22 protein-coding genes and 1 tRNA gene are annotated in these 25,911 nt (G+C 39.3%); 13 read left to right on the top strand and 10 right to left on the bottom strand.

Features of this window, described 5'->3' with window-relative positions:
• Positions 1-8: 8 nt before the first annotated feature.
• The 4 genes from ABDW32_RS03605 to pdxH all read right to left on the bottom strand — a co-directional run bounded on the left by ABDW32_RS03605 (position 9) and on the right by pdxH (position 3,438).
• On the bottom strand, positions 9-746 hold the full coding sequence (locus tag ABDW32_RS03605) for a polyprenol monophosphomannose synthase (RefSeq protein WP_077435741.1): 738 nt from the start codon (positions 744-746) through the stop codon (positions 9-11).
• Between the two features lie 346 nt (positions 747-1,092).
• The gene (locus tag ABDW32_RS03600; RefSeq protein ID WP_343559666.1) at positions 1,093-2,217 is read right to left on the bottom strand and encodes an NADH-quinone oxidoreductase subunit D; all 1,125 of its coding nucleotides are present in this window, start codon (positions 2,215-2,217) and stop codon (positions 1,093-1,095) included.
• Positions 2,218-2,294: 77 nt separating this feature from the next.
• Positions 2,295-2,783, bottom strand: a complete 489-nt coding sequence (locus ABDW32_RS03595) for an NADH-quinone oxidoreductase subunit C (protein WP_343559424.1) — start codon at positions 2,781-2,783, stop codon at positions 2,295-2,297.
• Between the two features lies 1 nt (position 2,784).
• Positions 2,785-3,438 (bottom strand): pyridoxamine 5'-phosphate oxidase, encoded by a 654-nt coding sequence (pdxH, locus tag ABDW32_RS03590; protein ID WP_343559422.1) that lies wholly within the window; start codon positions 3,436-3,438, stop codon positions 2,785-2,787.
• Between the two features lie 156 nt (positions 3,439-3,594).
• Here pdxH and ABDW32_RS03585 point away from each other — a divergent pair, with 156 nt between their 5' ends.
• The 4 genes from ABDW32_RS03585 to ABDW32_RS03570 all read left to right on the top strand — a co-directional run bounded on the left by ABDW32_RS03585 (position 3,595) and on the right by ABDW32_RS03570 (position 8,049).
• Complete coding sequence (locus tag ABDW32_RS03585; RefSeq protein ID WP_343559420.1) at positions 3,595-4,158, top strand: YqgE/AlgH family protein; 564 nt, start codon at positions 3,595-3,597, stop codon at positions 4,156-4,158.
• A gap of 250 nt (positions 4,159-4,408) precedes the next feature.
• Positions 4,409-6,298 (top strand): molecular chaperone HtpG, encoded by a 1,890-nt coding sequence (gene htpG / locus ABDW32_RS03580; protein WP_343559418.1) that lies wholly within the window; start codon positions 4,409-4,411, stop codon positions 6,296-6,298.
• A 261-nt stretch (positions 6,299-6,559) separates the two neighbouring features.
• Positions 6,560-6,633, top strand: a tRNA-His gene (locus ABDW32_RS03575).
• Positions 6,634-7,017: 384 nt separating this feature from the next.
• Positions 7,018-8,049 (top strand): Gfo/Idh/MocA family oxidoreductase, encoded by a 1,032-nt coding sequence (locus ABDW32_RS03570; RefSeq protein WP_343559416.1) that lies wholly within the window; start codon positions 7,018-7,020, stop codon positions 8,047-8,049.
• A 128-nt stretch (positions 8,050-8,177) separates the two neighbouring features.
• On the opposite strand, the gene ABDW32_RS03565 is transcribed toward ABDW32_RS03570, so the two are convergent.
• Positions 8,178-9,062, bottom strand: coding sequence for a cation diffusion facilitator family transporter (locus tag ABDW32_RS03565; protein ID WP_343559413.1), 885 nt, complete (start codon positions 9,060-9,062; stop codon positions 8,178-8,180).
• Positions 9,063-9,207: 145 nt separating this feature from the next.
• On the opposite strand from ABDW32_RS03565, the gene ABDW32_RS03560 reads away from it, so the two are divergent.
• A complete protein-coding gene (locus tag ABDW32_RS03560) occupies positions 9,208-9,792 on the top strand; it encodes a Crp/Fnr family transcriptional regulator (protein WP_343559410.1) in 585 nt (194 codons plus the stop codon).
• 61 nt (positions 9,793-9,853) lie between these two features.
• On the top strand, positions 9,854-10,549 hold the full coding sequence (locus ABDW32_RS03555; RefSeq protein ID WP_343559407.1) for an alpha/beta hydrolase: 696 nt from the start codon (positions 9,854-9,856) through the stop codon (positions 10,547-10,549).
• Between the two features lie 92 nt (positions 10,550-10,641).
• On the opposite strand, the gene ABDW32_RS03550 is transcribed toward ABDW32_RS03555, so the two are convergent.
• On the bottom strand, positions 10,642-11,202 hold the full coding sequence (locus ABDW32_RS03550) for a TlpA disulfide reductase family protein (protein WP_343559404.1): 561 nt from the start codon (positions 11,200-11,202) through the stop codon (positions 10,642-10,644).
• A gap of 459 nt (positions 11,203-11,661) precedes the next feature.
• Here ABDW32_RS03550 and ABDW32_RS03545 point away from each other — a divergent pair, with 459 nt between their 5' ends.
• Complete coding sequence (locus tag ABDW32_RS03545) at positions 11,662-12,849, top strand: pepsin/retropepsin-like aspartic protease family protein (RefSeq protein WP_343559401.1); 1,188 nt, start codon at positions 11,662-11,664, stop codon at positions 12,847-12,849.
• An 82-nt stretch (positions 12,850-12,931) separates the two neighbouring features.
• On the opposite strand, the gene ABDW32_RS03540 is transcribed toward ABDW32_RS03545, so the two are convergent.
• The 3 genes from ABDW32_RS03540 to ABDW32_RS03530 form a co-directional block, all read right to left on the bottom strand.
• Positions 12,932-13,153 carry a hypothetical protein gene (locus ABDW32_RS03540; RefSeq protein ID WP_343559398.1) on the bottom strand — a complete coding sequence of 74 codons (222 nt, stop codon included), beginning with the start codon at positions 13,151-13,153 and terminating at the stop codon, positions 12,932-12,934.
• Between the two features lie 38 nt (positions 13,154-13,191).
• Entirely contained in the window at positions 13,192-15,609 is a 2,418-nt protein-coding gene (locus ABDW32_RS03535; protein WP_343559396.1) for a heavy metal translocating P-type ATPase, read from the bottom strand.
• 169 nt (positions 15,610-15,778) lie between these two features.
• The gene (locus ABDW32_RS03530) at positions 15,779-18,034 is read right to left on the bottom strand and encodes an excinuclease ABC subunit UvrA (RefSeq protein ID WP_343559394.1); all 2,256 of its coding nucleotides are present in this window, start codon (positions 18,032-18,034) and stop codon (positions 15,779-15,781) included.
• A gap of 71 nt (positions 18,035-18,105) precedes the next feature.
• Between ABDW32_RS03530 and ABDW32_RS03525 the strand changes: the two genes are divergently transcribed.
• The 6 genes from ABDW32_RS03525 (at position 18,106) to ABDW32_RS03500 (ending at position 24,135) form a co-directional block, all read left to right on the top strand.
• Positions 18,106-18,525, top strand: coding sequence for a MarR family transcriptional regulator (locus tag ABDW32_RS03525; RefSeq protein ID WP_343559392.1), 420 nt, complete (start codon positions 18,106-18,108; stop codon positions 18,523-18,525).
• Between the two features lie 175 nt (positions 18,526-18,700).
• Entirely contained in the window at positions 18,701-19,798 is a 1,098-nt protein-coding gene (locus tag ABDW32_RS03520; RefSeq protein ID WP_343559389.1) for a DNA alkylation repair protein, read from the top strand.
• 137 nt (positions 19,799-19,935) lie between these two features.
• Positions 19,936-21,486, top strand: coding sequence for a M20/M25/M40 family metallo-hydrolase (locus ABDW32_RS03515; RefSeq protein WP_343559386.1), 1,551 nt, complete (start codon positions 19,936-19,938; stop codon positions 21,484-21,486).
• 254 nt (positions 21,487-21,740) lie between these two features.
• Entirely contained in the window at positions 21,741-22,634 is an 894-nt protein-coding gene (locus ABDW32_RS03510; RefSeq protein ID WP_343559383.1) for a metallophosphoesterase, read from the top strand.
• A gap of 232 nt (positions 22,635-22,866) precedes the next feature.
• Positions 22,867-23,451, top strand: coding sequence for a hypothetical protein (locus tag ABDW32_RS03505; RefSeq protein ID WP_343559380.1), 585 nt, complete (start codon positions 22,867-22,869; stop codon positions 23,449-23,451).
• 132 nt (positions 23,452-23,583) lie between these two features.
• The gene (locus ABDW32_RS03500) at positions 23,584-24,135 is read left to right on the top strand and encodes a dihydrofolate reductase family protein (RefSeq protein WP_343559377.1); all 552 of its coding nucleotides are present in this window, start codon (positions 23,584-23,586) and stop codon (positions 24,133-24,135) included.
• Between the two features lie 84 nt (positions 24,136-24,219).
• Here the strand turns inward: ABDW32_RS03500 and eptA are convergent, their stop codons facing one another.
• Complete coding sequence (gene eptA / locus ABDW32_RS03495) at positions 24,220-25,743, bottom strand: phosphoethanolamine--lipid A transferase EptA (RefSeq protein WP_343559374.1); 1,524 nt, start codon at positions 25,741-25,743, stop codon at positions 24,220-24,222.
• Positions 25,744-25,911: the final 168 nt, after the last annotated feature.

Below are 25,911 nucleotides of genomic sequence, written 5' to 3'. Positions count from 1 at the left end.
CAATAACATTAATTTCTATTATACCTTTTCCCAAGACTTCCCAATTTCAGCTGGATCACACCAAAAAAAGCCTCCTTAAAGATACTTGTACTCATTTTGGACGTACCCTCAGTTCTATCCGTAAATATAATAGGAACTTCCACAACATCAAAACCATATTGAATGGCCGTAAACTTCATCTCAATCTGGAAAGCATAACCTACAAATTTAATTTTGTCTAAAGGAATAGTCTTCAAAACCTCCCGTGTAAAACAGACAAAACCAGCCGTAGCATCCTGAATTTTAATTCCAGTAATAAAACGTACATATACAGATGCAAAATAGGACATCAATACCCGGCTCATCGGCCAGTTGACAACATTTACGCCTTTAATATACCGGGACCCTATACTCATATCAGCACCATCCACACAGGCTTGTCTCAAACGGATCAAATCCTCCGGATTGTGACTGAAGTCCGCATCCATTTCAAAGATATACTGATAATGCGCTCTCGCTAGCCCCCATTTAAATCCATGGATATAGGCGGTCCCTAAGCCCAATTTTCCTTTCCGTTCTTCTATAAATAAACGGTCAGAAAACTCATTCAACTGTAAATTTTTTACGATATCCGCCGTACCATCAGGTGACCCGTCGTCTACAATCAGAATATCAAATGCGTGTGATAAGGAAAAAACTTTGCGAATAATCTTTTCAATATTTTCCTTTTCGTTATATGTTGGAATAATTACTAAACTCTCCGCCACTTTCAATTATTTAAGACCAGTAAAGGTAACAATTTAAGCCAAATTCTCTCCAACAATTTGGCTTAAATTGTTACAAAAAGCATCCTTGGAAGGAATATAGCAACATCTGCCAAGCACTGAACAATAAAGTATCTGATGGTCAAAACAAGATGGCTAACAAAAGAAAAGCCCGCTACTATGGGAGTAACGAGCTTTCATTAACCAATTATAAACTTAAATTATGAGACTGCAAATATGGCGAATATTGCTTATATATGCAAATTTTAATGCGTTTTCATGCAACATTTTCAATACAAAGTCTCAATTTATAGCAAAACCATTTGACAGTATGCATAATTCTGCAATTTTATCGATCGACTTCTCCGAGAACAATATCAATTGATCCCAGTATGGCGATAAGATCAGCAATTAACACCCCTTTTCCTAACTCGGAAATCACGGAAAGGTTGTTGAAACTTGGCCCGCGAGATTTTACGCGTAAAGGAATATCAGATTTTTCTTTCGTTACAAAATAAAAACCGAGTTCGCCCTTTGGATTTTCTGCACGCACGTAGTAATCCTGTGCTTTTAAATTTACTTTTTTTGGAACGAGCGCGCGGGGATCAAAATCCGAAGTACGTTTAAAATCTTTCTCTAAGCGCTCAAGACATTGTTCAACGATACGAACGGATTCATATACTTCATCCACCCTCACTTTGTAGCGATCCCAGCAATCGCCTACACTCCCCATTCCCCCTTTTCCCACTGGAATCTCAAAGTCTATTTCCGGATAAACGGAATACCCATCAATCCGTCTTAAATCCCATTTAATGCCAGATGCGCGCAACATAGGACCGGAAACACCATAATTAATAGCAACATCAGCAGGCAAGATACCGATATTAGCAGTCCTAGAGATAAATATCTGATTCTGTGTCAGGATCTGATGCAATTCAACCAATTTCGGTTTAAAATAAGTGATAAACTCTGCACAACGCGCTTCAAAACCGACAGGTAGATCATAAAAAAGACCACCGACCCAGATGTAATTATATAACATACGTGATCCGGATGCCCATTCCAACATATTCATAATATGTTCGCGATCTCTAAAACACCATAAAAAGGGAGTTGTGGCACCAATGTCGATGCCGTAGGTACCGATAGCAATTAGGTGTGATGCAATACGATTGAGTTCACAGACCAATACCCGAATATATTCTATTCTTTTGGGAATTTTACGATCTAGCCCCAACATGCGCTCCACCCCCATGACAAAAGCATGGCTATTGTTCATTGATGCCAGATAATCTAAGCGATCGGTAAATGGAATTGTCTTCCCATAGTTTAGAGATTCCGCATGCTTATCAAAGCACCGGTGCAAATAGCCTAAATGCGGAACGACTTCCTTGACAATTTCGCCGTCCGTGATCAACTGCAAACGCAATACACCATGTGTTGAAGGGTGTTGCGGGCCCATATTCAAGACCATCTCCTGCGCTGAAATTTCCGTAAGATGCCTTTCATAGCGATCTAATGCCTCTTTATACTTTGGATTTGCCATACAGATCAATTAATGTTAATGCCATGATATTTTTCAGCTTCCTGATAGTCCTTCCGAAGTGGGTATCCCTCCCAATCATCCGGTAGGAGAATTCGTCGCAGGTCGGGATGTCCGGTGAAATAAATCCCCATCAGATCAAAAGCTTCCCTTTCGTGCCAGTCTGCCGTACGCCAAATGGAAGTTACGGATGGAATTTCAGGCAGCTCATCCAATGAACGGTTGCCCTCCAGCTCCACTTTTAATACCAGTGCATGTTGATAAGGCAGGGAACTCAGGTGATAGACAACTGTAAAGTGATCTTCATAATCTACAGCTGTGATATTACTCAAAAAGTCAAAATAAAGACCTTCAGTATCTCTAAGAAAAGAGCAAACAGAAATTAAGTCTACCGCATGGATAAACAAAGCAGGCTGTAGCCCCCCAATCTCCTCTTTCACTATTATTGAGTCTCCCAATGAGGAAACCAGTTGTAATTTAATTTCTTCAAATGTCATATTACGGAGCTAGACGCGTGATTTTCCAAGAATCTGATACCTTTTTATAGACGATGCGATCGTGAAGACGGCTAGCACGCCCCTGCCAAAATTCAAAATAGATCGGTTTTAAATTATACCCCCCCCAATGTGCTGGCCGAGGAATAAGCTCATCATGACCATATTGATCCAAAAGTTCTTCGACTCTACTCTCCAGAAAATTCCGGTTTGGGATCTCACGGCTCTGCGGTGATGCCAAAGCACCTATGCGACTACCTTTGGGACGCGATTGAAAATATTCATCCGAATCCGATTCATTCACAAATTCAATAACTCCTTCAATGCGGATTTGTCGTTGTAACTCGGGCCAGAAAAATAAAAGCGCCGCATGCGGATTGTCTTTCATATCCTCTCCTTTCCGACTTTCATAATTGGTAAAGAACACTAAGCCACCATCTGAAATATCTTTTAATAACACAATCCTTGATGAAGGCAAATGTTGTGACGACACCGTGGACAATACCATCGCATTGGGTTCAATCACCTCACTATGTATTGCCTCATCAAACCACTTTTTGAACTGGCGGATGGGATCATGATCCACATCCGATTCAGAGAGGTTACCCAATACGTAATCTTGTCTGATCGCTGCAATATCTTTATGTTGAATGGACATAGAAATCTATTTTTATATTCGTACAAACTTACTAAAATCATTGCTTTTTCTCTATAAACTTAGTAGAAATTACCAAAAACGTTTTTTTTGGCATAGATCTCGCATACGTTAAATAAAAAAGGATTTATTTACAATGTACACTTAATTCTGTATCCTATGTTTAACGAATTAGATCCACAAAAAGGAAGTTTATTAATCTCGGAGCCATTTATGCTGGATCCCCGGTTTTTAAGGTCTGTTATCCTGTTATGCGACCATAACACGGAGGGAAGTCTGGGTTTTGTACTGAATAATAAGACCAATGTTCAAATTGGCCAATTATTGGAGCCAATACGAGCCTGTACTTTCCCGATCTATCTTGGCGGACCGGTGGCGCAAGAAAGTCTTTTCTTTGTACACAGTCGATTTGATCTTCTACTGAGCGGCGAAGAAGTGGCACCGAATCTTTATTTTGGCGGGGATGAAGAAAAGCTTATCGACGCCATTCGGCAGGATCAGATTAAATCTGATGAAATTAAGTTTTTCATTGGCTATTCCGGTTGGTCGAGTGGTCAATTGGACAATGAAATTAAGGGTAATAGTTGGGCCGTTCAAAATAAATACCATCATGATATTATTTTTGAAGGAAATGGTGAACTGCTTTGGAAAGATGCCATTATCGGCCTTGGGCCAAAATACGCCCATGTCGCCAATTTTCCACGCAGCCCAGAATTAAATTAAGCTATTTGTAAATCAAAAGCGTTCTGTTTTTGATCAAATACCCATATTTGCTTACTTCTCACGTGAGCTTCAATATCTTTTCCTATTTAAATCAGCTGCTTGACAGTGATTCGAATTCGGTGACTTCCGTATTATTGAACGTTTATGACAAAATGAATGAATTTCTGCCATCCTGTCCTACTATCGCCATTTGGAACATGGATTGTACACTCATCACCAAAATCATAAAATTAAATATCGACATAAAATTATGAATCCAGAAAAAGGTAGTATTTCAATCCACACGGAGAACATATTTCCCGTAATCAAAAAATTCTTATACTCAGATAATGAGATTTTCTTGCGCGAACTGGTATCTAATGCAGTTGATGCTTCCCAAAAGATCAAACGTTTGGCATCTTTGGGGCAATACAATGGCGAAACAGGTGAATTAATCGTAGACGTCAAGTTTGATGAGGCGGCTAAAACCATTACGATTTCGGACAACGGTATTGGTATGACTGCCGAGGAAATCAAAAAATATATTAATCAAATCGCCTTTTCGGGAGCAACAGAGTTCATGGAGAAATTCAAGGAAGCCAATGATGCAAACGAAATTATCGGTCGCTTTGGTTTAGGTTTCTATTCCGCATTTATGGTGGCTGACACGGTAGAAATTCAATCCCTATCTTATCAGGATGGAGCCGAGCCAGCACATTGGACATGTGACGGCAGTACCTCATATGAAATTTCTACAGGGACTAGAACAACACGTGGTACAGATGTTATTCTGCATGTCAATGACGAGTCCACTGAATTTTTGAGCCAAGCACGTCTACAGGATATCTTGGATAAATATGCAAAGTTCCTTCCTATTCCAATTCGTTTTGGTACAAAAACAAGCTCAGAGCCAGATGGAGAAGATGAGGAAGGTAAACCAAAATATAAATCTGTGGAAGTTGACAATATCATCAACAATACCAATCCAGCCTGGACGAAGTCTCCTTCCGAATTAAAAGATGAGGATTACCTCGCATTTTACCGCGAACTATATCCATATTCCATGGATGAACCATTATTTTGGATCCACCTTAATGTAGACTATCCATTTAATCTGACAGGTATACTTTACTTCCCTAAAGTGAAAAATGAGCTTGAGATCCAACGCAACAAGATCAAGCTTTACTCACGTCAGGTGTTTATCACGGATGAAGTAAAAGATATCGTACCTGAATTCCTGATGTTGCTTCACGGGGTAATTGATTCACCGGATATCCCATTAAATGTATCGCGCTCTTTCTTGCAGGCCGACAGCAATGTCAAGAAGATCAATAGCTACATCACCAAAAAAGTGGCTGATAAATTAAATGAAATATTCAAAACTGACCGTAAAGGTTTTGAAGAGAAATGGACAGATATCGGCTTGTTTATCAAATATGGTATGTTAAGCGATGAAAAGTTCGCAGAGAAAGCGAATGACTTCTGTCTGGTAAAAAACACCGGTAATGAGAGCTTTACCATCAAGGAATATTATGAAAAGGTAAAAGATATCCAAGTTGATAAAGATGGTAATATCGTTTACTTATATACACATGATGCTGCACAGCAAGATGGCTTTATTCAAACGGCGTTAAACAAAGGATATGATGTATTGGTACTTGATGGACCACTCGACACTCATTTTACATCTTACTTGGAGCAAAAGGGCGGCGAAAAAGTTCAACTTAAACGTGTAGATGCGGACGTAATTGACAAACTTATTCAAAAAGATGAAAAGATCGAACTTTCATTATCTGAAGAAGAGTCCAAAAAAACTTTGGAAGTTTTTGAAAAAGCGATCGCTCGTCAGGACATGAAAGTTGAGGTAGATGCGCTCGGTGAAAATGACCTACCTGTATCCGTTACCATAGATGAATTTATGCGCCGTATGAAAGATATGGCAAAAACTGGCGGTGGTATGAATTTTTATGGTTCATTGCCGGATAATTATAAAGTAACGGTAAATGGTAATCACCCTTTAATCAAAAGAATTTTATCTTCTCCTGATGAAGAAAGTGCGAAATTGGCGAAACAAGCTTTCGATTTAGCGCTCTTATCGAGAGGGTTGTTATCAGGTGCGGATCTAACATCGTTTGTAAAAAGAAGCGTTGAAATGATCTAATACAGCGAAAAACCGTATAAAAAAAGCAATCGCCCAAATTGGACGATTGCTTTTTTTATACATTTTGATCTCATAATTCAACGAAGCATGCGCCTAATTTCAATAAAATTCTCAAATCGGGATTATTAAACCATTAGCATCGTTTTTTATTAAAATTTAATAAACTAATCTTCACCCAGTTGGCCTTAACCGCGGTTTTTTTTCATTCAAATATTTGGAGGGAATAGGGTTTAATCGTACTTTTGTATCATCAAAATCACGGTAGGTATAGCTCAGTTGGTTAGAGCACTAGATTGTGGTTCTAGGGGTCGTCGGTTCGAGCCCGATTACTTACCCAAAAGGGCAAATCAAAATATATTGGTTTGCCCTTTTCTATTTTTCTACCTTCCATAATCTTATTCGACCGCTTTTGATTTAAACGCTCTTTCCGCATAACTTTTATCCAGAAGCATTTATCAAATGTCATGTGGATTTCTCCTTCAGAGACTACTCCCTTGAACGGGCTGTGGACAACCATATACATGCATAAGGTTCAGAAAAAAACGGCATCAATGTAATTTTATGAAAGAAATCTATATATATTAAGTAGAATCCATAAAATAGAAGCGAGATATGCCTATATTTATACATGCCCCTTCCTGGGGTCTGACAGTTAGTAGAAATGATTTTAAATTAGTGTTCAATAGCAAATAATCTCGCATCAAGCAGATCAGATACATATGAAAAATACCAAGATCAATACCGGAATTTTAAGCTTTGGTATGTCGGGGCGTGTCTTCCATGCGCCTTTCATCCACTGCAATCCACATTTTAACTTAGTTGCCGTTGTCGAGCGCACGCAGAAAATAGCGCAGGAACTTTATCCCGAAATCAAAAGTTATGATACCGTGGATCAATTATTGGCAGACGACACAATAACACTTGTCATTGTCAACACACCGAATCATACACATTTCGAGTTTGCAACAGCGGCCCTAAAAGCAGGAAAACATGTCTTGGTCGAAAAACCCGTAGTAGAAAATGTCGCGCAGTTCAACCAACTTTGTGAAACCAGTAAAAAAACCGGAAAGCGCATTTTCTTCTATCAGAATAGACGTTATGATAGCCATTTTCTCGATGTAAAGAAAGTAATAGAAAGTGGCGATCTTGGCAAGTTAACCGAAGTGTCTTTTCGCTTCGACCGCTATAAAATAGAATTGGGTCAAAAATATTTCAAGGAAAATAACCAGTACATTTCAAGCGGACTCACTTACGATCTAGGCCCCCATATTATTGATCAGGCGATTTCACTCTTTGGAAAACCATTAAAATTCAGTAAAACAACCGCAGTTAATCGACCAGGCTCCCAAGTAGCGGATTACTTCCATTACCATTTACGTTATCCCGATGAACTGAACGTATTTCTAACAGGCAGTCTTGCTGTAGCCGAGCCTTTCCCCGCTTTTATTGTACATGGTACGAAAGGTAGTTTTATAAAAACGATGGCTGATGTACAGGAACAGCAACTAATAGACGGCATGCTTCCCGATAATCCAGCCTACGGAGTTGAGCCGAACGGCAGTGCGGGTAAGCTCGTTACTGTCGATAGCACAAATCAAAAACATATTTCTTACCCCGCTCCACATAAAGGAGATTACAATCTATTGTTTAACGCCATCTATGAGAATCTTGCACATGATGTCGAATATCCGATTACAATAGATCACATCAGATGGCAGATTGAAATGTTATCCGCTGATGATAACCTGTAATATGTGCTTATTGAGGAACCTGAAATTATAAGACAAAAATAACTGCGTTTTATACAAAAACCATCCCTATGCTCTTGGGATGGTTCGCGACAGGTTACGAATATGCGGTTCCCATCAAGCCTAGCATTTCAATTTGTGTATGCGCTCGGTTCGATATGAATCATCACATGACCGAGGTCAGGTATATGTTCAGTCAGATGGTCTTTAAGCTGATGAGCCAATGTATGCCCCTCTCTCACTGTAATTTCACTATCCACAATAGCATGTAGGTCAACGTGGTATTTTGTACCCGATTTCCGAACATAGCATTTTTCCGTGGCTTTTATACCCGCCACCTCCAACGCATATTTTCGGATATCGTCAATCACTTCTTCATAAACATTTTCATCCATGATCTCACCAAGAGCAGGTCTAAAAATATGATAACAATTATATAAAATAAAGCCAGCTGCAAATAGCGCTGCATAATCATCCGCATTTTCGTACCCCTTACCTAATACCAAAGCGATAGATATTCCAATAAAAGCGGCCACTGAAGTAATCGCATCGCTTCGATGATGCCATGCATCCGCTTTCAGCGAAGAACTGTTGGTCTCACGGCTCTTTTTCATAACGATTCTATAGGAACATTCCTTCCATATAATAATCCCCCCTAAGATGATTAATGTCCATGGTTTGGGCAATTCATGAGGTGTCCCAATATTTTCGATGCTTTCATAGGCAATGATCGTCGCTGAAACAATGAGAAAACCTACAACGATAAAAGTGATCAGCGGTTCTACCCTTCCATGTCCATAAGGATGATTTTCATCCGCAGGCCGCTGCGCATATTTTAATCCAAGGAGCACTAAAAAGGAAGAAAAAATATCAGCTGTGGATTCAATAGCATCTGCTATAAGTGCATATGAATTCCCAAAAAAACCTGCCAACCACTTCAGCAAAGCTAACATTGCATTTCCGACAATACTGAAATAAGTCGTTTTTATTGCTGTATGCTCTTTGAATTCAGACATATTACTATTATTGTGATGTATTACGAAGGTAATATTTTTATAGTCAATTAAAAGAAAGTATAGGATTCAATATTGCAACATACTATTAAAAGTTTTCAATAATTTTAATACATAATTATTTTTGGCTTTAAAATTACCATCAGCTATGATTGATATTGTAAACGAATACGCTAAGTTTGGACCTCTATTTTTGGTCGATGAAGAACACTATGCTGAATTTTGTAGTTATCTCAAATTGACAACCTATAAAAAATCTGATTTTTTTTTGAGAGAAGGCGAAAAATGTAAATACCTAGGTTTTTTAAAAACCGGTTTTATGCGAACCTTTTATATCAATGATAGTGGAGAAGACGTAACGTTCAATTTCCATTTTGACAATTACTTTTTTACAGATTATGAAAGTATTCTTTGTGATAGCAAATCTCGTATGAATATTAAAGCGGTATCAGATGCTGAGGTAATACTTCTTCACAAAGATGACCTCCAAAAGCTCTATCAAAAGGATGTTTATTGGCAAGAATTTGGACGAAAGATGACCGAAGTTATTTACCTGGAGGCAAAAAAGAGAATTGAAGAGTTGTTATATTACTCACCGGAAATACGTTATAATAATCTACTGGCCGAAAATGCACAGATATTTCAGCTCGTACCCCAAAAACATATTGCCAGTTATCTCGGCGTTAAGCCACCCTCATTGAGTAGAATCCGACGGCGAATTTTAAAACGTTAACTTAAGTTAATGTTTTTAATAGCAACTTAAACATATCTTTATCGTATAAACTTCAACACATATGGAAAATCAGAATGTAACAATTATTTTAGTCCATGGAGCCTGGGGAGACGGATCCCATTGGAGGCATGTTATTACGAATCTTCACGCGGAAGGATATACGGTACGAAGCGTACAAAATCCATTGACATCTGCCGAAGACGATATCCAAAAGACCAAAGATTTGATCGACCTGCAAGCTGGTAAGGTTATTTTGGTGGGTCACTCTTATGGTGGTGCAGTAATATCCGCTGCTGGACATCATGAAAAAGTTGTCGGATTGGTGTACATCGCGGCCTTTGCACCGGACAAAGGTGAAAGCTTGGGTGGCATCTTCAGCCGTAGAGAACAGCCATCCGGTGCAGCAAGCCTCATCCCAGATAAAAATGGATTTATATGGATCAAATATGATAAATTTCACGAAAGTTTCGCTCAAGATTTAGATGACAAAGAAGCGATCACGATGGCTTTAGCTCAAAAACCGACACATGGAAGTATTTTCGCCGCCGAGGCAGGTGAACCAGCATGGAAAACTAAACCCAGCTGGTATCAGGTATCGGACGATGACAATATGATACCGCCGGCGACTCAACAAGAAATGGCCGAACGAATTAATGCGCGAAAAATTATTCATTTACCGACCAGTCACGCTTCTCTAGCAACCCATCCAAATGAAATTACAGCATTGATCAAAGAGGCCATTGAAGCAGTATCTTAAATTAAGAATCACAAAAAAAGAGCTAAATAGGACGCTAAACCTACCTAGCTCTTTTTTTTTTTGCTAGCGACATGCCCAATGCTTTAATAACCTTAATTTGCTTTTGTCAGTTCCTCTAACGCTTTAGCAATCTCAGGTGCAGCATAATCTCTGCTACCTTCCAGACGTTCTACAATTTTTCCATTTTTATCCAGGATAACTGTTGTTGGAATGGATCCACCTAAAAATTCTGGAGGTATCTCTCCAGCCGCTGTATATAATGGTAAATCATAATTATTATCCGCCATAAATGCAGTCGATTGATCAATGTCATTGTCCACATCCACCATGATGAATTCAATATTTTTATTGTCTTTGAATCCTTGCCTTAATGTGTTGATGGACGGCATTTCATGTATACATGGCGGACACCAGGTTGCCCAAAAATTGATAAAAACAACTTTCCCTTTCAATGCACTCAGCGTAACCACATTACCGGCTTTATCTTTAAAGGAAAGGTCGGCAACCTTAGGGGCCTCAACTTCTTTAACGGCTTGCTCTTCTTCCACTTTGGGTTTGTTAACCTTTGTGGCGTTTCCACAGGCAGTCAAAATACTTACTGTAATAATAAAAAGCCCAAAACCTGTAATAATCCTATTAAATTTTATATTCATTATAACATATATAAGTTTCTATATTTTAAATATTTATACGCAAAAACAAAATCTAGCTACGATTTATTTACCCTAAGCTCTCCCACAGGTGAATATTGAGGCTGTCCCATAGCCCGGACATCGCCCCTTCTGTCAGCGCTTTGGTTCCATTTTTTATTGGAAGGATGTAAGCAATACAGAATAAACATTACCGAGAATAGTAAGGTGTTGCCTATAGCTGCTGAGAATACTAGATTTAACTTCTGCCCATTAATGGCTAAAATAAGCTTATTTGTGCAAGGACACAAGCAACTTGTATTATTTTATTTGTTTTTAAAGACCAATCCTTATCTTTAACGATATCAAACCCAATAGGATCTCTTTATGAACAGATTGGCTATACCACGCAAAAAAAATATTCTGCTCTGCTGCCTAATGATACTTTTCACCCTGACAGGCTTTAGTCAAAATAGGCCCACGATGTTTGATCAGGTTTATGAGCAGATTAAACTTAAAAACTTTTTTCGAGCGCGGGATCTTTTCGAATCATACAGCAAACATATAGACACTGAAAAACAAAATATTATCCTCATATTTCTCAACAATGCGTTCAACAAACCGATGGTATCCAATCAGAAGATCAACACATTTTTTCAGTCCGGATCTTCACAACCTGATTCCCTAATACTAAAAATATACCGCGTCCAAGAAGACAATTTTGTTAAACTACACGACTATAAACAAGCACAACAGGTTGTATTGAAAATAATCAATAAATTCAAGCAACAGCTTTCTACGGATGAAAAGGCTGACCTGGAAAATAACCTAAAAATCTGGACAGCCCTAGCCGCTGTAAATCCGCAAAAAACCGTTATTCATTCCGACACACGTATCAAAATAGAAAGAGATAAAGCAGGATTAAAAAACCTACCCGTAGACATCAATGCTGTCAGTACAAACTTTATTTTTGATACAGGGGCCAATTTATCCACTGTCTCCCTTTCTACCGCCAAGCGTTTAAATATGCAAATTATCCCAGCCAATATAGCTGTTGACGCGATCACCGGGATTTCCATCAAGGCTGACCTCGCGGTCTGTAAAAAACTGAATTTAGGTAATATCACTATTGAGAACGTTATCTTCCTGGTTTTTGCTGACAGCGCGCTTCATTTCCCGCAGCTTAATTACCAGATTAACGGTATATTGGGATATCCTGTTATTGAAGCACTCAGGGAAGTACAACTTACACAGGACGACTATTTTATTGTCCCTAAAGTTGAAACAAAAAACGATACATTATCCAATTTAGCCATTGACGGCCTCTCACCACTTATTAATATCGAGGGTCAACATTTTACATTTGATACCGGAGCCGAGCAAACAATACTTTATGCAGCCTTCTACGAGCAATCTAAAAAGAAATTTGATCAGCAGTATACTACGACAAAGATTAGAATGGGCGGTGCTGGCGGAACAACCGAATATAGCGGATTTAAGATTGATCCTGTCTTTCAAGTCATGGGCAGGTCCATTTCACTTAAAAATGTCAGTTTACTCACGGCGAAAATTGATAAAGAGACAGTTTACGGCAATATTGGTCAAGATTTAATCCGTCAATTTAGCAAAATGACGATCAATTTTGATCAAATGTTTATACGTTTTGAATAGCAGCTCCCTGCATAGCTATATGCATACAAGCGAGAAAGTCGTCCCTTATCCGCGACGACTTTTTCTGATTCCTGCGCTCAATTTATTCAACAAGAGGTGCGGCTATGAAACCTTTTCTTTTAATGATTTCAATGACTTCCTCTTCAGAGATACCGTTCGATTTCACTGTCAGAATTTTATCGCTGTTTGACGTATCCACGCTCCATTCGCAGATCCCAGCGGCATTGTCTAGATCCGCACTCACTTTTGATACACAACCTCCACAGTTGAGGTTTGTTTTGAATTGAATATTTTTGTTTTCCATATTATTGAATTTTAATGTTATTATTTATGATTATTTATCTATTTTTTCCATTTTAAACGTAAGCTATTGCTGACGACACTAACGCTACTCAAGGCCATTGCCGCTCCAGCGAGCATGGGATTCAAAAGAAAACCATTAATTGGGAAAAGTATACCTGCAGCAACCGGAATACCGATCACATTGTATATAAACGCCCAGAACAGATTTTGTCTGATGGTGGCCACCGTTTGTTTGGATAGCCGGATCGCTTGCGGTATTTTAGTCAAATCCGAGGAGATAATGGTCATTTTTGCGACATCCATAGCGATATCACTTCCTTTCCCCATCGCGATACTGACATCTGCTGTTGCCAGCGCAGTGCTATCATTGATACCATCGCCAACCATCGCCACCACCTTTCCGCGTTGCTGGAGTTCTTTCACAAAATCCGCTTTCTGCTGGGGCATTACTTCGGCTTTATAATGCTTAATGCCCGTTTGTTCTGCAATAGCTTTGGCTGTAGATTCATTATCACCAGTGAGCATATAGAGTTCAATACCCATTTCCTGCATTTCTTGTATCGCCAACACCGAGCTGTCTTTAATTTTATCAGCAATCGCGATGACCGCTAATGCTTGGGTACTGTTAGCAAACCAGATAACCGTTTTTGCGGCTGCGCTCCATGCTGTTGCCTGCTGTTGCAATTGCTCTGCCACAGCGATTCCATTTTCCATCAAAAGTTTTCTGTTACCTACATAGTAGCTGTCCGAACCATGATTGGCTTTTGCGCCCTTACCGGTAATACTATCAAATCCCGATATTGATGTCGCCGATACAGCATTAAGGTGGTTGACTACTGCTTCTGCAAGCGGATGTTCCGATTGTTTCTCTATACTCAATAATATCGCGCTCGGGCTGTCATCTTCGTTCAACCAGCGGATACCTGTCACCTGTGGCCTACCTTCGGTAATGGTACCGGTCTTATCCAATACAATGGCATTTACACGCTTGGCAAGTTCTAAGCTCTCGGCATCTTTGATTAGGATACCATGCTCTGCTCCTTTACCTACACCGACCATGATCGCAGTCGGTGTTGCTAGTCCTAGCGCACAAGGACAGGCAATGACCAATACCGTCACTGCAGCGAGCAGCCCCTGTACCACCGCATTATCGCCGCCCAGGATAACCCACAATGCAAAAGTCAATATGGCAATACCAATCACTACCGGGACAAATATTCCAGCAATCTTATCAACCATTTTCTGCACCGGAGCCTTGCTCCCCTGCGCATCTTGTACCATCTTAATGATCTGTGCCAGCATTGTCTCCTTACCGACTTTAACTGCGCTGAATCGGAAGCTACCTTTTTGATTAATCGTACCGGCAAAGACCTTCTCATTTTCTTTTTTTAGTACGGGAACAGGTTCGCCGCTCAACATGCTTTCATCCACATAGGAGTAGCCCCAAATGACCATCCCATCCACGGCAATTTTCTCTCCGGGTTTGACCAGAATAATGTCTCCGGCTTTTACGGCTTCTATAGCGACCTGGCGTTCAGACCCATCGGCTTGTATGACTACTACTGTTTTGGGCTGTAGTCCCATCAACTTTTTTATAGCCGAAGAGGTGTTACCTTTTGCTTTTTCCTCCAATAATTTCCCTAACAAAATAAAAGCGATAACCACTGCAGCAGCTTCGAAATAGACATGCGCATGCAGACCACGCTGATGCCAGAAATCGGCAAATAACATATTGAAAACACTGAATATATAGGCGATTCCCGTGCTCAATGCCACCAGCGTATCCATATTTGCGGATCGATGTTTGGCTTGTTTCCACGCATTGATAAAAAAGTCCTTACCTAACCAGAGTACCACAGGTGTTGCAAAAAACCACATGATTGGATTCGCATAAGGCATATCCATAAAAAACATACCGATCACCACCACAGGCAGAGAAAGGATAATCGCCCATATTGTTTTGGTTTTAAGGGCCCTGAATTTTTCAGCGTGGATAGATTCCAAAGTTTCCTGCTGTGTCGCTTCGTCTTCCACTAACAGATCGTATCCCCCGGCCTGCACTGCTTTTTGGATTTTGGTCGCATCAGTGATATTCGGAAGATATTCTACGGTCAAGTTTCCGGTTGCAAAATTTACGGATGCATTCACTACACCTGGTTCGTATTTTACCATACTCTCTGCACTGCCTGCACAGGAAGCACAAGTCATTCCCAGGACAGGAAATGTTTTAACTACTGTAGACACGCCATAGCCAAGATCCTTTACCGCTTTCACCGCACTGGCTACAACCTCATTATTTTTGACCGTAATAACCGCCCTATGATTATTCAGCTCAACTTTGTGGCTTTCTATCCCTTTTATTTGGGCCAGTTCTTTTTCAACAATTAATGCACAGTGTTCGCTGTCTACATCTTCCAAAGGAATATAAATTGTCTCGTTATAATTATTTGTAGCCATATCTGTATGTTTTAATCTTACATTACAAATTTGGCTACAAACCTGGAGGATATCGTTACATAATTACAGAATTGATTTGTAATATTATGGCCTATTTTCTGTCCTCCAATTTTTAAATGAAGAATGAAAATTCTAACCAAGCACAGCAGTATGGGCTAGCCTTTAGATGCTAGGCCATTTTTAAATGTTTTCTTAGATATACCGCCGTCGGTGACGTCTTATCCCTCAATAGATGGGCCACAGTTCCTTCGAAGAGCAGCTTACCACCATATTTACCAGCTCCGGGACCAATATCTATAATCCAATCCGCCTGGGCAATAATATCAAGATTATGTTCGATCACAATAACAGTATTCTTATTTTCCACCAGTCTGTCGATAAAGTCCAGTAGCTTTTGGGTATCCGATGGATGCAATCCCGTACTTGGCTCATCGAGAACGATAATGCCGTCACTGTGGTTGAGTTCCCGTGTCAGTTTCAAGCGCTGACGTTCACCACCGGAAAAACTATCCAAGCGCTGTCCTAAGCTGAGATAACCAAGGCCTAGACGAGATAACATGTTAAATACCCCATAGAAAGGCTCCTCCGGAAAAAATACAGCTGCCTCTGCAACCGTCATATGCATTATATCGACTATATTTTTGCCTTTATAACCATAATCTAGTATCTTGGGCGTAAATCCTGATCCATGACAGCGCTCACAGACCTGCACAATATCATCCATAAAAGCCAGATCAATCCGCTCAACCCCTAAGCCCTTGCAATTTTCGCATGCACCTAAACTATTTCTACTGAACAGTTTATCAGATACATTATTGGCCTTTGAAAAAAGTTTCCTGATAATATCTGATAGATTAAGATAGGTAAGTAGATTTGAGCGCGCGCTGGAAGCAAATAACGCCTGATCAACGACGATAACCTCTGGATAATATATGGGCAAAATTTTATTGATCAGCGTACTCTTACCTGAACCGGCAACACCCGTAACCACCGATAGTACCTGTTTTGGTATCTTCACATGGATATTCTTCAAATTATGTAAACTCGCGTTTTTAATCTCCAGGTAATCTTGGGCTTGCCGTGGATGCTGATTAAAATCAAAATTTTGGTTAAAATAAGATCCCGTTTTTCCTTTTGAATATTGAATTCCTTCAAACTCACCTTCGTAGACTATTTCACCGCCCGATTTTCCGGATTCTGGCCCCATATCGATAATCCAATCTGCAATTCGGATGAGATCCGGATCGTGTTCCACAATAATTACGGTATTGCCCTTCGCTTTGATCTGTTGAATAATGCTTGCGATGTTTTGCAGGTCTTTAGGGTGAAGACCAATACTAGGTTCATCAAAAATATAGAGTAAATCGGTTAAACTATTACCCAGATTGCGTACCATCTTGATACGTTGCGATTCCCCTCCGGATAAGGTGTCTGTCCGTCGATCTAAAGTCAAGTACTGGAGGCCGATATCGACTATATGTTGCAATTTCTTGCGCAGTTCGTCCAATAAAACACCATAAGTTTTGGAATTTATTGTACCCATAAAATCGAGCAGCTCGTCCACTGATAATGATGCGCAATCCGCGATACTTTTGCCTAATATTTTACACGACAGCACCTTACTATTTAGCCTTGCACCACAACATGCAGGACAGCTTTTTTTAATTATGATACTTTTGAGAGCTTCTTTACGAGTCCTGTTCTCCCTCGAATCTTTTTTTAAAAATGCTTTTTCAATACGCGGAATTAGGCCTTCGTATTTCACTGTCTTTCCCCACTGTTTGTCTGGAGATTTGGGCCTGTGTTCCACTGCATTTAGAAGCATCTCCAGCTCATAGTTGCTATAATCTTTTAATTTCTTGTCATTGTCGAAGTATCCAGATAAGGTATATCGGGTTAAACGCCAGCCGCCAGGCTGAAATGTAGGAAATGCTATTGCGCCTTCATTCAAAGATTTTTCCATATTCAAGAGCTGAGTAACGTCAATGGTCTGTACGAAACCGAGTCCCTCACATTCCCGGCACATGCCAAGCGGGTTGTTAAATGAAAACACATTGGAATATCCTACAAATGGAGTACCCATTCTTGAAAAAAGCAACCGTAGTGAACTATAGATATCCGTAGCTGTACCTACGGTAGAGCGGGCGTTTCCGCCTAATCTCTTCTGATTGATAATAATAGGTACATTCAAATGTTCAATCTTATCCACTTCGGGGACACCGATATGCTGTAAGCGGTTTCGGATAAAACTGGCCTGAGTTTCGTTAAACTGCCGCTGTGCTTCTGCGCCAATTGTTTCAAATACCAAAGATGACTTTCCCGAACCGGATACACCTGTGAAAACAATGATTTTTCTTTTAGGAATATGGAGCGATATATTCTTTAGATTGTTTTGCTTTGCATTTATAATAACAATATTATCCATTTTAATTATCTTTGATATTAATTAACCAAGTTAAATATAATACTTAACAAAGTTAACTAAAGTATTGTTTTATGAATAAGAGTGAAACCAGTTTCTATCAAGTCTTTACAGACCTACAGTGTTTTATATTGGCCAATATGAATCGAGGAAATATCCATGGGGTAACGGCTACACATTACAATTTAATTGAATATGTTTATAGGCATCGCGGGGTTACAGCGAAGCAGATTGCAGAAGCCTTTCAAATTAGTCAGGCCGCCGTTTCCAAGCAACTTAAATTTTTGACGGAAAATAAATTGATTGAGCAACAGCAATCCGCGACCGATCGTAGATTTTTTGAGCTGACCATGACCGATGCAGGTCGATATATCATTGATAATTCAGAAAACTTCCGGGAAGGTATGGCAAAAAAAGCCTCGCGGACACTCACAAAGGAGGAGTTGAAAACACTTACTTCACTTCTTTATAAGCTCATGCAACAAGTAAAATAGGGATGCCATTGTTTCGTATTGCTATTGACAATCTGTTGTCATCTACGGCTGATAATTTTGCCTATCGTTTACAACTTATCAAAAATGATACTTTATTCAAGTAAATGTTGTTATACGATGCCATACTGCATGTCGGTATGTAAATTAAATATATGCTGAACTATATATACTATTTATGAGTCTTATAAAGGATATTTATTCCAGGAGTTTTTATCAACTACTTGCTGATCAATTTGGTCGTGTAAGGCCCGATTTCGATGGAGAGCAATTTATCACAAGAATCTTCAGCAGTAATTTCGACCATATGGAATGGAAGCAAAGGACCAAACATACGACACAAACTTTGCATGAATTTATGCCGTCCCATTTTCCGGAAGCAATAGCGTTAATCACTCAGGTTGTCGAGAATTTGATTGCGGCTGGATATTCTGGTGGGCTTGAATTTATGATATTCCCCGATTACATCGAAACTTATGGCATTGATCATTTCGAAACCTCCGTTCGATCGCTTGAAATAATCACACAGTTCATATCCTGTGAATTTGCTGTCCGCCCCTTTATTATCAAGTATAAAGAACAGATGATTACCGTAATGGAACAGTGGGCCTCCAGCCCGCAAGCACAGGTACGTCGTCTGGCAAGTGAAGGTATTCGCCCACGACTCCCATGGGCTATGGCGATACCCTTTTTGAAGAAAGACCCCACTCCAATTTTACCCATTTTGGATTTACTGAAAAATGACCTATCAGAATCGGTAAGAAGAAGTGTCGCCAATAATTTAAACGATATCTCTAAAGATCACCCGGATATTTTGTTGACCATTGCAAAGAACTGGAAAGGCATCGGTAGAAATACTGACGGAATTATTAAACATGGCTGCCGTACCTTGCTCAAACAAGGACACCCGGAGATTTTGTGTTACTATGGCTTGGAGGGTAAAGATTTCGAGGTTTCTGATCTTCAAATCGAGACGCCTTATGTGAAAATTGGAGAATACCTTACTTTTTCATTTCAGATCGAAAACACTCATGCACAATCAAAAGCACTCCGGCTCGAGTATGGATTATATTATCAAAAATCAAATGGCCTCATGTCGCGTAAAGTTTTTAAAATTAGCGAAAAGACCTATCTATCGGCTGAAAAAAATAGGATTGAACGCAGACATTCGTTTAAATTAATTACAACCAGAAAATTCTATATTGGCAAACATAAGATTTCAATTATTGTCAATGGCAGGGAAACCTTGGAGCAGGAATTTGAATTGGTCGAATAATTTTTAATGAATAGTTGTGCTGATTGATTGAGGCCGTAACTTCCAGCTAAAACAAAGTGGAAGGTATGATGTTTTTATCCATAGGTTGCTGTCTAAAACGACATTCATTTAAAGGTTTCACCACAAACAACACGGTTATGAAGAAGCTACTTTTGGTGCTATTGCTATTACTGATTGTGATTTTTATTGGTTTATTGATCAACACATTAATTTTTCCTTTCGCCAAAACAAAAAAATCCGATACACCAGCATTTCAGCCCTTAGCCAATGATAGCATCTTATCCAGATTAGCTGGGGGAATTAAAATACCATCCGTTTCCAATAGTGACCCAAATCTATTTTTATATGCTCCATTTGACACTTTTAAGCAGTACATCGCAGCGACTTATCCCTTTCTTCATCAGCAGTTGGAGGTCTATACCATTCATTCGTATGGCTTAGTTTTCAGACTTAAGGGTGGCAATAGCAACTTGTTACCCCTCCTATTTTTATCCCATTACGATGTTGTTCCCCCCGGCTCAGCTGAAATTAAAAACAAATCCGAACAGATCTTCCGCCCATCGGATCCCCCTAGCCCGCCGGTCACCGCAATAGCTGAAGATTGGGATTATGCTCCTTTTTCAGGTGCTGTAGCAGATGGCCGGATTTATGGACGAGGGACCTTGGATATGAAAGGGATGCTCTTTGCGTTGCTTGAAGCTATGCAAAAAATGGTGCTGGATGAGCAAAGACCACAACGTGATATCTATCTCGCTTTTGGTTTTGATGAAGAAGTAGGGGGCAAACTCGGCGCAAGTGAAATCGCCGCGGATTTTAAGCGTAAGGGACTTCGGTTTGAAGCTGTCTACGATGAAGGTGGGCTCATTATGGAACGGGGATCTGTTAACGGAATTAATTCGGATGTAGCATTAATTGGCTGTGCCGAAAAGGGATTCCTGTCTTTAAAAATTAAGGTTAAGGGCTTAGGCGGACATTCTTCAATGCCACCTTCGGAAACGGCTATCGGTAAAGCAGCGGTAATCATGCAGCGCCTCGAAGAACAACAGATGAAACCAATGATCAGCCCCCTTATTCAGCGTTTTTTTCAGCAGATAGGCGGTACAATGCCATTTATTTCCCGCTTTGCCATCGCAAATAGATGGTTGATGGAACCGCTGTTACTTGCCCAGTTGACTAAAAATCACGCTACAAATGCTTTGGTCCGCACCACGACAGCCCTTACCATGATGAAAGGTAGCGATGCGCCCAATGTACTCTCACCAGAGGTGGAATTTGTTGTCAATTTTAGGTTATTGCCAGAAAATACAATTCAGCAGCTGCTAGCTCATGTTAAGAAAGCGACCAGGGGTTTTGATGTCGAGATAGAACAGGTGGATAATGCCCGGGAGGCCTCCAATGTATCTCCAAGTGAAACTAAAGCTTACCAAATGATGGAATCTTCCATCCGAAGGTTATACCCAGATCTGATTGTCACGCCATACCTTACCGTCGGCGGTACAGATGCCGTCAAATACCAGGAGCTCAGCAAAAATATTTACCGATTTATGCCCATCAAAATCAATCATTCCGAACAACAGAGTATACACAGTACCAATGAATACATCAGTATCGAAAACTATATGAAAATGATTTCGTATTTCTATTATATTATGCGTAATTATGATGAGCCAACGCCTTTATCTAAATAAGACCGATCAGTCCCATCCTATGGTTTTCTGAATTTCAATCAATCGTGTGCGATCAGTTTCCGCTTTTAAAAGTCAAAAAAAAACGTATGTTTGTAATAACTACTGATTAAACAAAAAAATCAGAAATTAATAGCACAGTCATGTGGCTGCTGTTCTTTTTGATTCAGAGGCCCAATAGCATGTCGCTAAAATATAAGTAGAGAAATATAACCAATTGGATGCCTGATGGCATCACAAATCTTAAAAAACTCAGAATGAAAATTAAAATCATATTTTTATCGCTCTTATCTGTTCTTTTCTATAATAAAGGTATTGGCCAACAAAAGAACAGCCCCTTGAAAGTTGGCTTAATAGCAGACCCTCAATATGCGGATCAGGACACAAAAGGGACTCGATTCTACCGTAATTCACTTTCGAAATTAGATTCAGCAACAAACGCAATCAATACAGCCGGAGTGGATTTTACGGTTATGGTAGGAGATTTAGTCGATATGGGAACAAAAGATCTTGCTCCAGCCTTACAGCACCTGAACAAACTCAATGCGCCAGTCTACAATTTGCTGGGCAACCATGATTACGTCAATGTAGAAAAGGGAGCCACACTCTACAAGGCCTATCGCATGCCAGCCCCCTATTATACTGTAGAGAAAGAACATTGGTTATTTGTTCTCCTCAACACCAATGAACTCAGCGAATATGCAACTACAGCAACCTCAGCAGAACGCACGGCATGGCAATCTTTAAATAATCGGCTAAAACTTGAGCAACGGAAAAATACCCAGCCATGGAATGGCGGGATCAGCATAAAACAGCTTAAATGGTTGGAAAAGCAGCTAAAAAAAGCAGAAAAGGATTCCAAAAACGTGATCATTTTCACCCATCATCCTTTATTTCCAGAGAATGGACTTGAAGCACTAAACAACAGAGATATATTAGCGCTTATCGAAAAATACCCTGCTGTGAAGGCAGTTATCTCGGGACATCATCACCCCGGCAATTTCGATAACTATAAAGGAATTCCCATGATTACCCTTGAAGGAATGATCGAAACCAGCAATGAAAATGCTTTCGGGGTTTTGGAACTTTCCCCTGGGCAAATAGAACTGAAAGGACAAGGTCGCATGACTTCCAGAAAATTTAAGTTTTAATACCAGGTCCTCGAACTTGCTGCTATTCAAACTCAGGTTCGGCATTCCATTAAATAGCCCGTTTTGCCTTCGATAACGCAATCATGGATCGATCAGTTGGATAACCTGTTGCCTAAACGTTAGCTTACTGTTAAATTAGATTCGATTCAAATTACAATTAGATGCCTATAAAGAGGTAGAAAGCTAAGTTTTAAAATTATCTTTAAAGTGCTAAATATAATGAGCAACGGATATGGAAAAAATAAGAACTTTTCAGCAATATGAATTAAATAAAATCAGGAAAAATGGCAAAGAGAGCGGGCTTCAATTCGAAAAGTTTGGGAGATCTTCAAATATAATGGATTATTCTGATAGAGAAATCAACGAGATGATCCTGGGTATCTATAAAGATAGTAAGCATTTAATGGTTGATGGAGGTTATTTTATCAATGTTTCGACTGTTCAGAAGGCTACTTGCGTTTTAACCGACATCTCCTATTCCCGCAGGATAAAACTGGATAGAACCGTTCCGATCAAATTAAAAAATATCAGAAACTTTTATATTCAGGATTATTTCCTCGAGACAAGTGAAAAATTTTCAAATTCAGCTAAGCACAAAATAACCGGCTACCTAAAAAAAATAGGCGGAATCAGTCTTGGCAAAGGAAAATACAGTCATGCTTATTCTATTCCAAACGATTTCAAAACTTTCTATCATGGTATCCCGATTGACCTTTTTTACCCCATTCAGCAATATATCAATGGTCTATTTTTCGGAGATGATTACCACATATCAACTTTCGATGTAGTCACTGATTTAACGATTATAGACGAGTAGGCTTTCCGTTCTCCCCCAACAAAGCCGATCCATTCCAATATCTGTAATTGAGCAAGTTGCACAGCTTATTTTCCATCAGTCAATATTTCCCAGTTTTTTGTAAATTTAATTCACACAATACAACCATGGGATATGAGAAAAGTAATTGCGGCAATAAATATGAGTCTGGACGGTTTTTGCGATCATACGCTAATGCTTCCTGATGATGAAATTCATCAACATTATACGGACTTATTACGTGAATCTGATACCATATTATATGGTAGAATAACCTATCAACTCATGGAATATTGGCGGGCCTTCCTGACGACCTCGAGTGGTAATAAGTCCTCAGACGAATTTGCGCAGGTCATGAACAGCATTCCCAAAATCGTTTTTTCCAGAACCCTAAAAAATCTGGATTGGGATAGTGCCAGATTGGCCAGCCGAAATATCGTCGAAGAACTTACAGTCCTTAAAGAACTACCGGGCGGAGATATCTTGGTAGGAAGCCCGAGTCTAATTGTTGCTTTAACAAAAAGTGGCCTAATAGATGAATATCAAATTTGTATCCATCCCGTTATCGCCGGAAGTGGACTGCCCTTATTTAACAACTTAAGTAAAAAAATACGGCTGAAATACCTAAAAACAAAAAACTTTGGTGGTGGCGCTACAATTCTATATTACGAGCCTATACGCCAATAAGACACTCCTGTTCTTATAAGTACCAACAGCCATGAAAATCATAAAGGCTCTTTCGCTTTCCCCCCGCTAAGCAATTGCCAGAATCTATTTGAAGATATCGAGACTTTCGTCATAAATAGGGCTTTGTATGTTCAAAAAGTTCAGAACACTGTGAAATACATGATTTTGAGACAATATTTTATTGGGCTTTAGCTGTTTTGTAGGGTCAGAAACCCAAACGATAAAAGGGATATCGTATTGCTCTTTAGGTGCAATACTCATGGGCAATCCATGCATATATAAGTTGTTTTCGCCTAAAGATTCACCATGGTCAGATACAAAAAGCATCGCACTTTGGTATTGCTTCAACTCTTTTAAGTCTTCAATCAAGCGATTTAAGATATAATCGGTGTACACAATAGTATTGTCATAAGCGTTGATAAGTTCCTCTTTGGAACATTTCCCCAACTCTACACTGTTGCAAACAGGTTTAAACATTTCAAATTGAGCAGGATATTTTTTACTATAAGTAGGTCCGTGACTTGTACTTGTGTGTAATACAATAAATATCTTATCTTTTTTACTCCTTACTATCTGCTCTTTTAATCCAGCTAAAAGCACCTCATCATAGCTACAGGCCTCACCTTGACAATTTCCCAATTGCTCTGCCTTTTTGTAATCATTGATGTGAACCGGCGGTTCTCCCCAGTTTGACGTCCTCCAGACAACATCTACATTATTTCTGAACAGATAATTTGGTAAGATCTCATATAAATCACTACTATTTTTATGTTCCAAAATACACTTCACACCAGCAGTTGTATAGGTCGAACAAGAGGTCGCCTCAAAATGGTATAAATTCGGAACCTTAGATAACAAGGGATTTGTATTTTTCTTATAGCCATATAGCGAAAAATTCTGGCTTCTGGCAGATTCACCTATTACCAGAACAACAACTGACTTTTTGTTATCCATAATTTTGGCATCCGGAAGTAGCATTTCTTTTTTGTTCTCCTGGTGTTGATGGATATAAAAACGTGTAAAATTTACCGTGTAAGACCAAGGCATCGCTAATCCTCCTAGCGTCTTCGAATTTTTGTCAATCCATAACCAGTTACTGGCATTTGCAAAAATCAGCACCACTATAAACAACAAGCTCAGTCCAGAAGTAATAAGAAAACGCTTTAATTTCACATTCACTATATGCAGTTTTGCAATGTAGATACTGGGCAGGATACCCAACAAAACAACATATAAAACCAGTTTTAACGAAAAATAACTGCTTGACTCAGCGTAATTGGTATTGAGTATATTGCCCACCATCGTTTCGTCGATGATAACACTATAGGTATTGATAAAATAAACTGCGATTGAATTACCGATGAAAAAGAACATCAGTAAAAGTTTGCCGACAGCACGCGATAGAAAAAAGATTAAATAAAGTACAAAGGCATTTAAAACCAGCATCAAAACCACTAAACTGAGGATCAAGACAATGCCATTCAGACTGCCGTATTCAATATTATTAAAAACAAAGGAAAAAAAAGGGAGATGGAAAAATATAAAATTAAGAACACTCATCAATAACACGAAATGAGTTATCTTTAGGTTATTTTTTAGCTTAAACATTGTCGTTTTATAATGTGAAATAACTGTATCCGCCAACGAAAAACTGCAGATTTCTGTTAGCTACTCCGAGGATTAAAACCCTGCCGAAAATAAGAAATAATAAAATAAAAAACGGATAATATTTCCTAATATTAATCGATACGAGATTTCACAAAAAATCACCGCCAT

Source organism: Sphingobacterium sp. (assembly GCF_039596235.1).
GTDB lineage: Bacteria > Bacteroidota > Bacteroidia > Sphingobacteriales > Sphingobacteriaceae > Sphingobacterium.
Note: the sequence above shows the minus strand (reverse complement) of the source record. Positions and strands in the feature narration are given on the sequence as shown.

Coding starts and splice junctions, on each gene's coding strand:
- ABDW32_RS03560 (WP_343559410.1), top strand. CDS start 9,208: ATGATTGATATTGTAAACGAATACGCTAAGTTTGGACCTCTATTTTTG.
- ABDW32_RS03530 (WP_343559394.1), bottom strand. CDS start 18,034: ATGGATAATATTGTTATTATAAATGCAAAGCAAAACAATCTAAAGAAT.
- ABDW32_RS03505 (WP_343559380.1), top strand. CDS start 22,867: ATGGAAAAAATAAGAACTTTTCAGCAATATGAATTAAATAAAATCAGG.
- ABDW32_RS03600 (WP_343559666.1), bottom strand. CDS start 2,217: ATGGTCTTGAATATGGGCCCGCAACACCCTTCAACACATGGTGTATTG.
- ABDW32_RS03525 (WP_343559392.1), top strand. CDS start 18,106: ATGAATAAGAGTGAAACCAGTTTCTATCAAGTCTTTACAGACCTACAG.
- ABDW32_RS03540 (WP_343559398.1), bottom strand. CDS start 13,153: ATGGAAAACAAAAATATTCAATTCAAAACAAACCTCAACTGTGGAGGT.
- ABDW32_RS03510 (WP_343559383.1), top strand. CDS start 21,741: ATGAAAATTAAAATCATATTTTTATCGCTCTTATCTGTTCTTTTCTAT.
- ABDW32_RS03555 (WP_343559407.1), top strand. CDS start 9,854: ATGGAAAATCAGAATGTAACAATTATTTTAGTCCATGGAGCCTGGGGA.
- ABDW32_RS03515 (WP_343559386.1), top strand. CDS start 19,936: ATGAAGAAGCTACTTTTGGTGCTATTGCTATTACTGATTGTGATTTTT.
- ABDW32_RS03500 (WP_343559377.1), top strand. CDS start 23,584: ATGAGAAAAGTAATTGCGGCAATAAATATGAGTCTGGACGGTTTTTGC.
- ABDW32_RS03520 (WP_343559389.1), top strand. CDS start 18,701: ATGAGTCTTATAAAGGATATTTATTCCAGGAGTTTTTATCAACTACTT.
- eptA (WP_343559374.1), bottom strand. CDS start 25,743: ATGTTTAAGCTAAAAAATAACCTAAAGATAACTCATTTCGTGTTATTG.
- ABDW32_RS03550 (WP_343559404.1), bottom strand. CDS start 11,202: ATGAATATAAAATTTAATAGGATTATTACAGGTTTTGGGCTTTTTATT.
- ABDW32_RS03585 (WP_343559420.1), top strand. CDS start 3,595: ATGTTTAACGAATTAGATCCACAAAAAGGAAGTTTATTAATCTCGGAG.
- ABDW32_RS03535 (WP_343559396.1), bottom strand. CDS start 15,609: ATGGCTACAAATAATTATAACGAGACAATTTATATTCCTTTGGAAGAT.
- ABDW32_RS03545 (WP_343559401.1), top strand. CDS start 11,662: ATGTTTGATCAGGTTTATGAGCAGATTAAACTTAAAAACTTTTTTCGA.
- pdxH (WP_343559422.1), bottom strand. CDS start 3,438: ATGTCCATTCAACATAAAGATATTGCAGCGATCAGACAAGATTACGTA.
- ABDW32_RS03595 (WP_343559424.1), bottom strand. CDS start 2,783: ATGACATTTGAAGAAATTAAATTACAACTGGTTTCCTCATTGGGAGAC.
- htpG (WP_343559418.1), top strand. CDS start 4,409: ATGAATCCAGAAAAAGGTAGTATTTCAATCCACACGGAGAACATATTT.
- ABDW32_RS03565 (WP_343559413.1), bottom strand. CDS start 9,062: ATGTCTGAATTCAAAGAGCATACAGCAATAAAAACGACTTATTTCAGT.
- ABDW32_RS03570 (WP_343559416.1), top strand. CDS start 7,018: ATGAAAAATACCAAGATCAATACCGGAATTTTAAGCTTTGGTATGTCG.